General features: G+C 35.8%; 16 protein-coding genes. 13 read left to right on the top strand and 3 right to left on the bottom strand.

Translation table 11 applies throughout. The annotated features are described in order from the left end of the window. Positions 1 to 140 precede the first annotated feature (140 nt). On the top strand, positions 141 to 1,289 hold the full coding sequence (locus tag AC1Q8N_RS00875) for an acyl-CoA dehydrogenase family protein (protein ID WP_048547812.1): 1,149 nt from the start codon (positions 141 to 143) through the stop codon (positions 1,287 to 1,289). A gap of 136 nt (positions 1,290 to 1,425) precedes the next feature. On the opposite strand, the gene AC1Q8N_RS00880 is transcribed toward AC1Q8N_RS00875, so the two are convergent. Both AC1Q8N_RS00880 and AC1Q8N_RS00885 read right to left on the bottom strand, forming a co-directional pair. Then, the gene (locus AC1Q8N_RS00880; protein WP_098069189.1) at positions 1,426 to 1,785 is read right to left on the bottom strand and encodes a nuclear transport factor 2 family protein; all 360 of its coding nucleotides are present in this window, start codon (positions 1,783 to 1,785) and stop codon (positions 1,426 to 1,428) included. 139 nt (positions 1,786 to 1,924) lie between these two features. Then, positions 1,925 to 2,395 carry a DinB family protein gene (locus AC1Q8N_RS00885; protein ID WP_098079365.1) on the bottom strand — a complete coding sequence of 157 codons (471 nt, stop codon included), beginning with the start codon at positions 2,393 to 2,395 and terminating at the stop codon, positions 1,925 to 1,927. 69 nt (positions 2,396 to 2,464) lie between these two features. Here AC1Q8N_RS00885 and AC1Q8N_RS00890 point away from each other — a divergent pair, with 69 nt between their 5' ends. The 4 genes from AC1Q8N_RS00890 (at position 2,465) to lepB (ending at position 5,963) form a co-directional block, all read left to right on the top strand. Then, positions 2,465 to 3,169 (top strand): ArsR/SmtB family transcription factor, encoded by a 705-nt coding sequence (locus AC1Q8N_RS00890; protein ID WP_048547809.1) that lies wholly within the window; start codon positions 2,465 to 2,467, stop codon positions 3,167 to 3,169. Between the two features lie 170 nt (positions 3,170 to 3,339). Next, complete coding sequence (locus tag AC1Q8N_RS00895; protein ID WP_098643022.1) at positions 3,340 to 4,485, top strand: stage II sporulation protein P; 1,146 nt, start codon at positions 3,340 to 3,342, stop codon at positions 4,483 to 4,485. Positions 4,486 to 4,710: 225 nt separating this feature from the next. Further along, on the top strand, positions 4,711 to 5,388 hold the full coding sequence (locus AC1Q8N_RS00900) for a copper homeostasis protein CutC (protein ID WP_098048420.1): 678 nt from the start codon (positions 4,711 to 4,713) through the stop codon (positions 5,386 to 5,388). A gap of 23 nt (positions 5,389 to 5,411) precedes the next feature. Beyond that, on the top strand, positions 5,412 to 5,963 hold the full coding sequence (lepB, locus tag AC1Q8N_RS00905) for a signal peptidase I (protein WP_048547804.1): 552 nt from the start codon (positions 5,412 to 5,414) through the stop codon (positions 5,961 to 5,963). 48 nt (positions 5,964 to 6,011) lie between these two features. On the opposite strand, the gene AC1Q8N_RS00910 is transcribed toward lepB, so the two are convergent. Continuing rightward, entirely contained in the window at positions 6,012 to 6,395 is a 384-nt protein-coding gene (locus tag AC1Q8N_RS00910) for a hypothetical protein (protein ID WP_493521001.1), read from the bottom strand. A gap of 282 nt (positions 6,396 to 6,677) precedes the next feature. Between AC1Q8N_RS00910 and AC1Q8N_RS00915 the strand changes: the two genes are divergently transcribed. From AC1Q8N_RS00915 to AC1Q8N_RS00950, 8 genes are all read left to right on the top strand, one after another. After that, positions 6,678 to 7,430, top strand: a complete 753-nt coding sequence (locus AC1Q8N_RS00915; RefSeq protein ID WP_048547800.1) for an IclR family transcriptional regulator — start codon at positions 6,678 to 6,680, stop codon at positions 7,428 to 7,430. Between the two features lie 14 nt (positions 7,431 to 7,444). Continuing rightward, positions 7,445 to 8,158: a 5-oxoprolinase subunit PxpB gene (gene pxpB, locus AC1Q8N_RS00920; RefSeq protein WP_098069184.1), complete on the top strand. Its 714-nt coding sequence runs from the start codon at positions 7,445 to 7,447 to the stop codon at positions 8,156 to 8,158. Then, positions 8,149 to 9,138: a 5-oxoprolinase subunit C family protein gene (locus AC1Q8N_RS00925; RefSeq protein ID WP_098080620.1), complete on the top strand. Its 990-nt coding sequence runs from the start codon at positions 8,149 to 8,151 to the stop codon at positions 9,136 to 9,138. The genes pxpB and AC1Q8N_RS00925 overlap by 10 nt, the downstream gene beginning before the upstream one ends. Before the next feature lie 18 nt (positions 9,139 to 9,156). Next, entirely contained in the window at positions 9,157 to 9,918 is a 762-nt protein-coding gene (gene pxpA / locus AC1Q8N_RS00930) for a 5-oxoprolinase subunit PxpA (protein WP_098079358.1), read from the top strand. 21 nt (positions 9,919 to 9,939) lie between these two features. Further along, positions 9,940 to 10,635: a DUF969 domain-containing protein gene (locus AC1Q8N_RS00935; RefSeq protein WP_000593393.1), complete on the top strand. Its 696-nt coding sequence runs from the start codon at positions 9,940 to 9,942 to the stop codon at positions 10,633 to 10,635. A gap of 1 nt (position 10,636) precedes the next feature. Further along, positions 10,637 to 11,599, top strand: a complete 963-nt coding sequence (locus tag AC1Q8N_RS00940) for a DUF979 domain-containing protein (RefSeq protein ID WP_046959846.1) — start codon at positions 10,637 to 10,639, stop codon at positions 11,597 to 11,599. Positions 11,600 to 11,614: 15 nt separating this feature from the next. Next, a complete protein-coding gene (gene pcp, locus AC1Q8N_RS00945) occupies positions 11,615 to 12,262 on the top strand; it encodes a pyroglutamyl-peptidase I (RefSeq protein ID WP_048547793.1) in 648 nt (215 codons plus the stop codon). Positions 12,263 to 12,430: 168 nt separating this feature from the next. Beyond that, a complete protein-coding gene (locus AC1Q8N_RS00950) occupies positions 12,431 to 12,625 on the top strand; it encodes a hypothetical protein (protein ID WP_048547791.1) in 195 nt (64 codons plus the stop codon). Positions 12,626 to 12,670: the final 45 nt, after the last annotated feature.

Consider the following 12,670-nt stretch of genomic DNA (forward strand, 5'->3'; position numbering starts at 1 on the left):
CCTATTTTAAATGGGAACTTTTCTTATTGGTCAAAAACATTGTATTTTTATCGGAATAGTGAAACAATAGAGAGGTAGCTTCATATAATCATAATGAAAAAGTGAGCGGTTGATGAATCGAACATAAAGGAGATTATAGTATGGCACTCTCATTTGTTGAAACAGAAGAACAATCTTTCATTATTGAACAAATAAATAAATTGATTCCGAAGTTCATGGAAAGAGAGCATCAACTAAGTGAATTAGGATCATTTCCGTATGAAAATATAAGTGATTTGAAAGATATCGGATATACGAAATTAACGTTACCGAAGGAATTTGGTGGTAGTGCGATTTCTTTATATGACTTCGTTTTATTTCAAGAGAAAATCGCGGAAGGCTGCGGAGCTACTGCGTTATCGATTGGCTGGCATATTGGCATTGTGAAAGAGCTAGCGGAAAATCACTCTTGGAATGATGAGATGTTCAAATGGTTTTGCGAAGAAGTACGTAACGGTGCGCTTTTTAACAGGGCAGCAACAGAACCAAAAACAGGGAGTCCGACGCGTGGTGGTAAGCCAGAAACGATAGCGGTTCAACAAGGCGAGAAGTGGATTATAAATGGAAGAAAAACTTTTACAACGATGGCGCCAATACTTGATTATTTTATTATTTCAGCGAGTGTGGAAGGCCGAGAAGAAGTTGGTGAGTTTGTCATTCCCAGAAATACGCTCGGTGTATCCATTGAAGAAACGTGGGATAGCGTTGCGATGCGAGGGACTGCTAGTCACGACCTTGTCTTACAAAATGTAGAGATAGAAAGTCGCTTTTTTACGAATGTATTGGGCGGGAAAGTGAAACAAAAGGGTATTGGCTGGTTGCTACATATACCAGCATGTTATTTAGGAATTGCACAATCAGCAAGAAATTATGCGGTTCAATTTGCGGGATCATACAAGCCAAACAGTTTAAATCATTCTATTAGTTTATTGCCGAATGTTAGAAGATTAGTTGGAGAATTAGAACTTGAGCTTATGCAAGCTCGCGTCTTTTTATATCAAATTGCGAAAAAGTACGATGAGGCAGAAGATAAACTATCACTGCAAGCAGAATTAGCGGCAGTGAAATACGCCGTAACAAATGCGGCGATATCAATAGTGGATAAATCAATGCGCATCGTAGGGGCAAAAAGTTTATCAGAAAAAAATCCGCTTCATCGTTACTATTTAAACGTCAGAGCAGGATTGCACAATCCGCCGATGGATGATGCAACACTATCTATGTTAGCGGATGCGGCGTTTCGGTCGTAGTTTTTTTAACTTACATTTTATTGTTTATGGACAATATAGTTGTTTTGAAAGCACGTGTTTGATTAGTAATCGAACACGTGCTTTTTATGTGTACGACGTACCAAATTGAGATGTAGATTTTTAGTATAAATGGTTATCATGATTTTGTAAGTGTTCCTTGATGGAAAAACATTTGCCATTTTCCATCTATCAGTTTCCAAATGGAACTTCGCAAAGTATTCTGCATTCTAGTTTCATCTCTTACAAGATATGTCGCCAACACAGTATCCTTCGATAAAGGGTATATTTCAAAATTAGAAAGAGTCATTTCTCTCACACTAAGTCCGTCTCCACCAACAGAATCCTTCTTATACCAAACGTTTCCCGAACTTCCAAACTCAAAAAAGTCGTCTGCAAGTAATTTGTCCAGTTCTGTTGGATTTGTACGAGTTTTAGGTTCTAATAGTTTTTCCTCCAGTTCACATAAATGCTTTTTTAATTCAGAGTGCTTTTTCACGTGATCATCCCCATATATTAATTATCGTACAACAACTAAATTGCTCTTTTTAACTAACGGAAAGAATTTTGACTAGCTAGATAATTGGTTGCGTATTATTATAATGCCAGTTTGAAAGCTTTGTAAACATTTGTTATATTTAATCCCAGATTAAAGGTCTTTCCAAGTTTATAATTCGTAAATATTGTAAAAATTGACCAGCATGGACCGCATCATGATAGGCAATTCGTAATAGCATGTCGCCTAAATATCTTTCATAGCCAACATCGCTTCGATCAATAAGGGTTGAATCTAGCTCAGCTATGCTTATGGATTGAACATATTCTATAAAGTCAGTAAAGTACGATTGTGCCAATTCAATTTCCTTTTTTACACAAGTAATTGGCTCGTCATCATACGGGAAATGTATATCATGTATTGAGCCGTTGTTTTTTAAAATCATATGATAGTAAAAAGTTGAGCTCCATACATGACGAATCATCTCACCAAAGGACATAGCTTCATGATCAGGCTTCCAATTAAGAAAATTATCGGGAAGAGAATTCCATAATTTTTCTGAGCGCCTTCTCGTTTCTTTCAAATTTAATATACTAAGATCAATTGCATTCATAATACATTCTCCTTTACTATTAAACTTAAAATAATTGTATCAGTTTAATAGTTAGGGTATCATCGAAATATGAATGTATATCCGAATATCTCATATATAGCTAAACTAATTGCTGAACCTACAAGAGCAATTATCTTAGATTGTCTAATGAATAATCAGGCACTACCTGCTAGCGAATTGGCTTATAAGGCAAAAGTGTCACATCCAACGATTAGTTCCCATCTTTCTAAATTAGTAGAGGGGAATCTACTTACAGTTGAACAACATGGTAGACATCGTTACTATCGACTTGCTAATCAAGAGGTAGCAGAAGTTCTTGAAAAGTTAGGAACAATCGCACCAACAGTCCAAGTTCGTTCTTTAAAACAATCGGATCAACTAAAACAAGTTCGTTATGCTCGAACTTGCTATGATCATCTTGCAGGCAAACTCGGTGTAGAGATAACCGAAAAATTATTAGATAAGGAATTTATAATTTTAGAGAAAGGAGAATACATTGTAACGGAACAAGGTAAGCAGTGGTTTCTGAATTTTGGAATAAATATTGAAACGGCAGATATAAAGAGAAGGGTATTTGCAAAACCTTGTCTTGATTGGAGTGAACGACGCTACCATATTGCTGGTTGGTTAGGATCTGCGATAGCAAAACTATTTTTTGAACAGGAATGGATTACAAAAACGGATAAGAATAGAGCCGTCCATCTTACAAAAAAAGGTATGAAGTTATTGAAAGACCAATTAGGCATTGACATGGAAAATAAAAAATCCCATTAAAATGCAGTGTCTTCTGTCAAGTAAACGGCATGAAATAACCTGAGTACTATATTTATATAGACTCAGGTTATTTCATTTCTTTTAAAATTTTTGAGGCAATTCTATTAAATTAGTAATCATATTACTTAAAAATTATGCGTAAGAATATAGTAAATGAAGGGAGATATAAAATGAATAAAGTGAAACTGAAAGTATTGAATGTAAGATATGTAGTGATATGTATTTTATTCACGATTATATGTATCCTCACTTCATTCGTCATTTCTAGTAATTCCAGCGTATTTAAATCATTTTATATGAATCAGTTATTAGGAACGAATTCTACTAAAGGTCTTATGTATATGATAGGAAGTGAAAATCGTTATTTTGCAGAAGAATTTCATCAAGAAAAAGGACGAGCGTCTTTGGAATCTTTTTTACTGTCACTTTCTACAAACATTAATGTAAATGATCTCCGAAGTTTATTAACTAGAGAACTTCCTAATATGAATCAATTTTATTCGGAAATATTAATTGCTGGGGAAGGAACAGATTATACGAACATTCCTGAAGAATCCAGCATTCCTTTAGATAAAATTAAAGATAAAGGTACTGCTGTTGAGCGCCCAAAGAGTGGGAAAGAAAACAATTCTACTGATAAAAATTCAAATACACAAAATAACAGTGAAAATAAAGTTTTTATTTATCATACACATAGTTGGGAATCGTTTATTCCTCTTATTCCAGGTGCTACTGTACCCGATGATGCTTCCAGTACAAATAATGAAGTGAATATTACGTTTGTTGGAAACTATTTAAAACAAAAATTAGAAGAAAAAGGAATAGGTGTTTCGCATGATACGACAAATATGAGGGATTTTCTGCGAAATAAAAATTTAAATTGGGCCCAATCTTATAAAGGGTCCCGTCAAATATTACAAGATAAATTAACGCAAGATAAAAATATTATGTTCCCAATGGACCTCCATAGAGATGATGCACGAAAAAATATTACAACAAAAAATATTAACGGAAAGAATTATGCACGGCTCTATTTTATTTTAGGACGAGAAAATCCTAACTATGAAAAAAATAAAAAAATAGTAACGGCAATCAATTCATATTTAGATGAAAAGTATTACGGTTTAAGCCGAGGCATTTTTATTAAAGATCGTAAAAGCGGGAACGGAGTATATAATCAAGACCTTTCTCCGAATGCATTACTTATTGAAATGGGAGGGGTAGATAATACACCAGAAGAATTGTATGCGTCAGTTGACGCATTAGTAGAAGGATTTAGCCACTATTATAATGAAGTAACTAAGAAAAATAACTAAATGTATAGGGGAAACCTAGTATTTTTGTAAAATAAAAAGGAGTGACACCTAGTCAGAAGTTCTAGGGGTTACTCCTTTTTTAGTAGAATATAATATTAACAATGAAGGCAATCAATAAAAAAAATCTTTCTTTTCATTCTTCTTTTTATAGTTTTATAGGAGAATGCTATGCTTCTTATTTCACCTACTGTATAATAAGAAAAAAGCACGAAAAGAGGTCATCTCATGCTAGAGGTTATTGCAACATGTTTAGAAGATGTGAAACGAATTGAACGAGCTGGCGGGAAGCGAATTGAATTAATTTCATCTTATACAGAAGGCGGTTTAACGCCGAGTTATGCATTTATTAAAAAAGCGGTAGAAGCAGTACATGTACCAATTCACGTTATGATTCGTCCGCATGCGAAATCTTTTACATATACGGAAGAAGAAATTGAAATGATGAAAGAAGATATTGTAGTTGCTCAGAAATTAGGAGTAGCTGGTGTTGTATTAGGTGTATTAAATGAACGAAATGAAGTGGATGAAAAGAAACTAGCGGATTTATTATCTGTGGTAGACAGGATAAATGTCACATATCACCGTGCAATAGATGATACAGAAAATCCAGTAGAAGCGATGAGAACTTTAAAGAAGTTTCATAAAGTGACTCACGTTTTAACTTCAGGTGGACAAGGAAATATAGTAGATAATATTCCGGTGCTTGCAGAAATGCAAAAGGTAAGCGATGGCCAAATTCAACTTGTTGCTGGAGCTGGCGTGACGAAAGAAAATATAAAGAAATTACTAGATGAAACTGGAATTTCGCAAGCACATGTCGGTACAGCGGTAAGAGAAGGGAAATCATGTTTTTCTGAAATTGATCTTAATTTAGTACAAGAATTAGTTCAAATTATACAATAAACAGTTAAGAAAGAGGAGAAACGATGAAGGAAAATACGAAGAAAGAATTATTCTCATGGGCTAAAACGATAGGATTTACTCTTTTATTAATTGCTATTATTCGCGGTGTTTTATTTACACCTTCATTAGTACAAGGTGAATCGATGATGCCTACTTTAGAAAATAACGAACGAGTTCTTGTGAATAAGATTGGTTATAGTATAAGTGGATTAGATCGCTTTGATATTATCGTCTTCCACGGAAAAGAAGGATACGATTTAGTAAAACGAGTGATTGGTTTACCAGGCGATACAGTGGAGTATAAAAACGATGTGTTATATGTAAACGGAACAGCGATGGAAGAACCATATTTAAAAGAGTTTAAAGAAAAAGCAGCAGGCCGTGTACTAACTCCAGACTTTACGTTAGAACAAATCACTGGAAAAACGAAAGTGCCAGAAGGCCAAGTGTTTGTTTTAGGAGATAATCGTGAAGTTTCGAAAGACGGTCGAATGTTCGGATTTATTTCAGAAGATGAAATTGTCGGAAAAGGCCAAGCTGTTTTCTGGCCGTTGAAACAAGTAAGAGCGTTATAAAACAAAAAGTATGGAAGAATATTCTTCCATACTTTTTTTGTGCTTTATTTAAATGTTTGGTTTTGCTATAACTTGAACTTTTGAAAGAGAACCATCATTATTCCTGAATTTAATCTTATATTCACCTTCAGGAAGCCAATCGCTCCAATTTATACTAAATTCGTTGATCGCTTGTTCCCCAGGTTTTAAAGTTCCGTCAATCATCCAAGAATCTTTAGCAGTATATAAAGTGTAACTAAAAGGAGAATCGCCTATATTTTTTACAAGAACGCTTAAGTCATCCCCGTGAGAATAGTAAAAGTCAGAAATACTTGATCCGAAAAAATGAATTTCTTCGTTCGCTATTTTATGATGTTGGGCAACTTTAGCGGTTGAATGAGTATCTTCATTTGTCGCAAATGTCACATTATAACCTATACAAAAAGATAACATAATAGCAGGAATTACTAGCAACTTTTTTAAAAGAAACACTCTTTATATGTTGTTTTACATATATCATGATAATTGGAATATGTTGGATATGTAATGGTTTAATGTGAAAATTTACAAAAGAATTGAATTATTGACGTTTTTTAAATTACTGACAAATATATCGAGTCATACGCTTGAAAAAAATATTGATAGAATTGAAAGAATATTTTATAATTTTAAATTATATATTCGTTTCAAAAAACGGAATTTAAGTTTCGAAATTCGGAACAAGAGGGAGATAGAATGAGTATAAATAAAACGGCAGTTAAGACAATGGATATTTTAGAGTTGTTTTATGAGCATGAAGAGCTAAGTTTAACAGAGATGGTTCAGCTTACGAGTATGCCGAAAACATCTGTTTATCGTTTAATTGGCTCGTTAGAAGAAATGGAGTTTTTACAAAAAAACGAGAAGGGGAAATATCGTTTAGGGGTCGTATTTTTACGGTTCGGTCAACTTGTTTCACAAAGATTATCAGTAAGGAATATTGCGATTCCATATATGAAAGAGCTTAGAGATAGTTTAGGACAGGCAGTTAATTTAATTATTCAAGATGGTAATGACGCGATTTATGTGGAAAAGATGGAAGGCGTTCAGCCTGTACGCGTGTATACGGCAGTTGGAAGAAGAGCGCCACTTTATGCGGGTGCATGTCCGAGAATTTTACTATCGTATTTCTCTGAGGAAGAGAAACGGAAATACATAGAGGAAACGGATTTAAAACAGTTTGCAGATGGAACAATTGTGGATAAGGAACAATTGCTAGAAGTGTTGCAAATGGCGAAAAAGGAAGGACATACAATTAGCTACTCGGAGTTAGAAAATCATACAGCGGCTATAGCAGCGCCCATTTTTGCAAGCGATGGAACGGTTGTAGCGGGTATTAGTATTTCGGGATTAGCAATTGAGTACAGCGAAAGTAACATTTCATATTTTATTGCGAAGGTGAAAGAAACAGCACATCGCATTTCGAAAGAACTCGGCTTTTTGGCATAGAAAGAGGGAGTGGGATGAAATTTTCTGCGTTAGGGGATCAAGCAATTATTGTTACATTTGGTGAAGAAATTGGGATGGAGACATACGAAAAAGTGCAGCGATTGTTTCAAGCGTTAAGGCAGCATCCGTTTGCAGGAATGGTTGAGTGTGTGCCATCTTTCACTTCATTAGCTGTCTACTACAATGTATACGAAGTATGGAAGCGAAATGGGAGAAGTGAAGGGCCGTATCATTACGTTTGTCAATATATAAAAGAGCTATGTAATTCATATAAAGAAGAAGTGAATCAAGATGTGAAACATATTTCTATACCTGTTTGCTACGGGGGAGAATATGGACCTGATTTAGAAGAGGTCGCACATTCTAGAGGGTTACAAGCGGAGGATGTTATTCGTATACATAGTGAAACAACATATTTTGTGTATATGTTAGGTTTTACACCAGGGTTCCCGTATTTAGGAGGACTATCAAAAGAACTAGAAACACCTAGAAAAGAAACGCCGCGGTTACAAATACCTCCCGGTTCAGTAGGGATTGGTGGGAATCAAACAGGTATATATCCGCTTGAAACACCAGGAGGATGGAATATTATCGGCCGAACTCCAATCTCCTTATTTAATCCAGAAGAAGAAACACCAACATATATTCAAAGCGGTATGTATTTACGATTTATCCCAATAACGAAGGAAGAGTACGTATCACTTGAGGGGGCTAAAGAATGGATGTAGAAGTTTTACATGCAGGAATGTTTACAACAGTCCAAGATTTAGGGCGAGCTCATTATCAACAATACGGTGTACCAGTTGGCGGGGCCATGGATCAAAGTGCACTTCGGATGATCAATATATTAGTCGGTAATGAAGAGAATGAAGCGGGACTCGAAATGACGATTATGGGACCGAAATTGTTAATAAAGAAAACGACGTTACTCGCAATTGGTGGAGCAAATATGGAGCCGTTACTGAATGGGAAGCGTATTCCGTTATGGCGTCCCATTTTAGCGGAAGAAGGTAGCATGCTTTGTTTTGGGAAAGTGAAAAACGGTTGCAGAGCGTATGTGACTTTTGCAGGTGGTATACATATTGATCATACGATGGGAAGCAAAAGTACTTATATACGTGCTGCGATTGGTGGTATTGAGGGAAGAATGCTGAAAAAAGGAGATTATTTTCAAATTGGTACCCACTCAGAAATAGCGAGTCGTTTCATTCAAGACTTACAAAAGGAGGAGCAAATCAAAACGAAATGGGCAATTAGCAAAAGCGTACTGCCAAAGTATAAGAAGTACCCTAAGCTTCGCGTTATAACTGATTTTGAATATGATCAATTTACAGAAGAAAGTATACAGGCATTTTTTACGAAAGAATATAAAGTATCTAATTACGCTGACCGTATGGGCTATAGAGTTGAAGGAGAAGTTTTAAATAGAGTGGAAGAAAAAGAGATTTTATCGAGTCCGGTTACATTTGGGACCATTCAAGTTCCTAATGGAGGACAGCCGATTATATTAATGGCAGATAGGCAAACGACAGGTGGCTATCCGAGAATGGGAAATATTATTTCAGTAGATTTACCACTTCTTGCTCAGTTAAAACCGGGGGACTATGTATCTTTTGAGAAAATTACACTTGAGGAAGCGGAACAATTGTACATAGAACAAGAAGTAAATATGAATCTATTAAAGAAATTCATCACTTTACGAAGTTGACATTAGGAGGGGAATATCGTGACGACAATCGATTTAAATTGTGATTTAGGAGAAAGTTTTGGAGCTTATAAAATGGGGAATGATGATGGAATTCTTCCGTTCGTTTCCTCTATAAATGTTGCTTGTGGTTTTCATGCGGGTGATCCGACTGTAATGAGGAAAACGGTCGAAAAGGCACTGCAGCATAACGTAGCAATTGGCGCGCATCCTGGTTTTCCTGATTTAATTGGATTTGGAAGAAGAAACATGAATGTTTCAGCAAGTGAAGTATACGATTACGTTTTATATCAAATCGGTGCATTAGACGCTTTTGTGAAAGCAGCTGGCGGGAAGATACATCATGTAAAACCGCACGGTGCTTTATATAATATGGCAGTAACTAATCTAGAAATTACAAATGCAATCGCAAAGGCAATTTCTCATGTGAATCCAACTCTATTACTTTACGGATTAGCAAATAGCGAGGCGTTTATACAGGCTGCGGAAAAATACAATATAACTCTCGTACAAGAAGCTTTTGCAGATCGTACGTATAAGCAAGATGGAACGTTGACAAGTCGTACAGAAGAAAATGCGCTCATAAAAAATGAAGACGAAGCGATAAAGCAAGTGCTTCAAATGGTGAAAGAAGGGTATGTAAACGCGGTGAGCGGAGAGAAAGTAGCAGTTCAAGCACAAACAATTTGTTTACATGGTGATGGAGAGAAAGCAGTCCAATTTGCGGAAAAAATATACAGAACATTCGAACTTAATGGTATTTCTATTTGTGCACCGAAATAAAGAATAGGGGGAAGTGCTGGAATGATTAAATTAATCGGGATATTACTTGTTGCAGTTGGTTTTTTATTTAGATTAAATACACTATTAGTAGTTATGGTTGCAGGTATTGTTACTGGTATGGTTTCAGGGTTAAGCTTTTATGATGTCATTAGCATGTTCGGTAAATTTTTCATAGAAAATAGATATATGTCTATGCCAATAATATTAACTTTACCGGTAATTGGAATTTTAGAGCGTTACGGTTTAAAAGAAAGAGCAGAAGCACTTATAACGAAATCTAAAGGTGCAACAACTGGAAGAGTATTAATGTCATATTTTACGATAAGAGAATCATCAGCAGCACTGGGGCTGAACATTGGTGGTCATGCGCAAACAGTAAGACCGCTCGTTGCACCGATGGCAGAAGGGGCTGCGCAAGGTAAATACGGTAAACTTCCTGAAAAATTAAGAGAGAAGATTAAAGCAAACGCAGCAGCTGCGGAAAATACAGCTTGGTTTTTCGGAGAAGACATTTTTATCGCAACTGGTGCCATTTTATTAATGAAAGGATTCTTCGATTCAGTAGGTATGCATGTCGGTGTATGGGATATGGCACTTTGGGGTATTCCAACTGCAATATCTGCACTTATCGTGAGCTGGATTAGGTTTAGAAGGTTTGATAAATATATAGAGAAAACAATGAAGACAGAAGGAAAAGAAGAGAAGGAGGCAATATAATATGAACATCATAACTATGGATACAATTTATTACGTATTAGGTATAATCGTTGCATTTATCGCTGTTCGTATTGCGTTTGATCGTGAGCATCCAAATCGATTTGGTTCTAGCTTATTTTGGGCATTGTTTGCAGTTACATTTTTATTTGGAAATGTAATTCCTTCGTTTTACGTTGGTTGTATTGTGCTTGCTATGGTCGTGTTAGCTTCATTAAATAAAGTAACAAAATCAGAGGAGAAAGAAGTTCCAGTACAAGAACGTGTGAAACATGCGGAGAAATTAAAAAATAAAATTTTTATGCCTGCACTATTAATTCCTATTTTTACAATTATCGGTACGTTAACGTTAGGGAAGATTAAATGGGGGAATGTATCCCTTGTTGATCCAGATAAAGTCACATTAGTTGCATTAGCACTTGGGGCACTACTTGCATTCATTGCGGCGATGCGTATTACAAAATCGAAAATAACAACGCCTGTGCAAGAAGGAAGCAGACTATTACAAGCTGTCGGTTGGGCTGTTATTTTACCACAAATGTTAGCGGCACTTGGTGGTATTTTTGCAAAATCTGGCGTTGGACAAGTCGTTTCTGATTTAGTCGGACAAGTATTACCGACAGAGTATCCGTTCGTTGCTGTTATGGCATATTGTTTAGGAATGATGCTCTTTACAGTCGTAATGGGAAATGCATTCGCAGCGTTTGCCGTTATTACTGGCGGAATTGGCTTACCTTTAATTGTTCAAATGCACGGTGGAAATCCGGCAATTATGGCAGCGCTTGGTATGTTTGCTGGATATTGCGGAACATTGCTTACTCCAATGGCAGCAAACTTTAATATCGTTCCGGCAATGCTTTTAGAGCTAAAAGATAAAAATGCAGTTATTAAAGCGCAAGTACCAATTGCTCTTTCAATCTTTATCATAAATATGTTTATTATGTACGGCCTTGTATATCGTTTCTAATTAGGAGGGAAAACTATGAAAACAGTATTACTAACAGGATTTGATCCATTCGGCGGAGAAAGCATCAACCCAGCTTGGGAAGTCGCAAAAAGTTTGCACGAAAAAACAATCGGAGAATACAAGATTATTAGTAAACAAGTACCAACTGTATTTCATAAATCAATACAAGTTTTAAAAGAGTATATAGAAGAACTAAACCCTGAAATGATTATATGTATCGGACAAGCTGGGGGCAGACCAGATATTACGATAGAGCGTGTTGCAATTAACGTTGATGATGCAAGAATTGCTGACAATGAAGGAAATCAGCCCGTAGATGTACCGGTTGTAGAAGAAGGATCAGCTGCCTACTGGTCTACACTTCCGATGAAAGCAATTGTAAAAAAGCTACAAGAAGAAGGGATACCAGCTTCCGTTTCACAAACAGCAGGTACATTCGTTTGTAATCATTTATTCTACGGTCTCATGCATGAACTAGAGAAGCGTGATAAGAAAATAAAAGGCGGATTTATTCATATTCCGTTCTTACCAGAACAAGCGAGCAATTATCCAGGCCAACCGAGTATGTCACTTTCTACTATTCGTAAAGGGATAGAACTGGCGGTTGAGGTAACGACGATAGTTGAGGTTGATATTGTAGAAATTGGGGGTACGACGCATTAAGTAAGATTCTGAGGTAGTACCGAAGTGCGTATGTAGTTGTTATTTTTGTTTGGAAGAAGGATATATCGTTCACTTGATAATGATAGGGTACATTGCATATTTTAAATTCGCCCATTCTCATGTATAATTATTGTAAAAATTGGGATTTTGGAAATTGAGGTGGATATCTTGAAAAGTTTTGGTATGTTAGTATTCTCTACTGTGCTTTCAGCGGGGCTATTATATTATAATGCTCAATCCTTTTATAATAGGTTTACTTCTGGAAATACATATTATTGGGTAAACGGTATCCTAGCAGTTATCTTCCTTGTATTTCTGTACAATAATGCAAAAGATATCATCAAGAAAAACTATATAAAATAAGGAAGTTTAAAGAGTTCTTTATACAAAGACAACACCTCTTGTAAA

Source organism: Bacillus sp. GW823-FHT06B01, from assembly GCF_058952315.1.

Excerpts from the sequence above, each read along its gene's own strand:
- AC1Q8N_RS00875 (WP_048547812.1), top strand. The coding sequence starts at position 141 with ATGGCACTCTCATTTGTTGAAACAGAAGAACAATCTTTCATTATTGAA.
- AC1Q8N_RS00885 (WP_098079365.1), bottom strand. The coding sequence starts at position 2,395 with ATGAATGCAATTGATCTTAGTATATTAAATTTGAAAGAAACGAGAAGG.
- AC1Q8N_RS00890 (WP_048547809.1), top strand. The coding sequence starts at position 2,465 with ATGAATGTATATCCGAATATCTCATATATAGCTAAACTAATTGCTGAA.
- AC1Q8N_RS00895 (WP_098643022.1), top strand. The coding sequence starts at position 3,340 with ATGAATAAAGTGAAACTGAAAGTATTGAATGTAAGATATGTAGTGATA.
- AC1Q8N_RS00900 (WP_098048420.1), top strand. The coding sequence starts at position 4,711 with ATGCTAGAGGTTATTGCAACATGTTTAGAAGATGTGAAACGAATTGAA.
- lepB (WP_048547804.1), top strand. The coding sequence starts at position 5,412 with ATGAAGGAAAATACGAAGAAAGAATTATTCTCATGGGCTAAAACGATA.
- AC1Q8N_RS00910 (WP_493521001.1), bottom strand. The coding sequence starts at position 6,395 with ATGTTATCTTTTTGTATAGGTTATAATGTGACATTTGCGACAAATGAA.
- AC1Q8N_RS00915 (WP_048547800.1), top strand. The coding sequence starts at position 6,678 with ATGAGTATAAATAAAACGGCAGTTAAGACAATGGATATTTTAGAGTTG.
- pxpB (WP_098069184.1), top strand. The coding sequence starts at position 7,445 with ATGAAATTTTCTGCGTTAGGGGATCAAGCAATTATTGTTACATTTGGT.
- AC1Q8N_RS00925 (WP_098080620.1), top strand. The coding sequence starts at position 8,149 with ATGGATGTAGAAGTTTTACATGCAGGAATGTTTACAACAGTCCAAGAT.
- AC1Q8N_RS00935 (WP_000593393.1), top strand. The coding sequence starts at position 9,940 with ATGATTAAATTAATCGGGATATTACTTGTTGCAGTTGGTTTTTTATTT.
- AC1Q8N_RS00940 (WP_046959846.1), top strand. The coding sequence starts at position 10,637 with ATGAACATCATAACTATGGATACAATTTATTACGTATTAGGTATAATC.
- pcp (WP_048547793.1), top strand. The coding sequence starts at position 11,615 with ATGAAAACAGTATTACTAACAGGATTTGATCCATTCGGCGGAGAAAGC.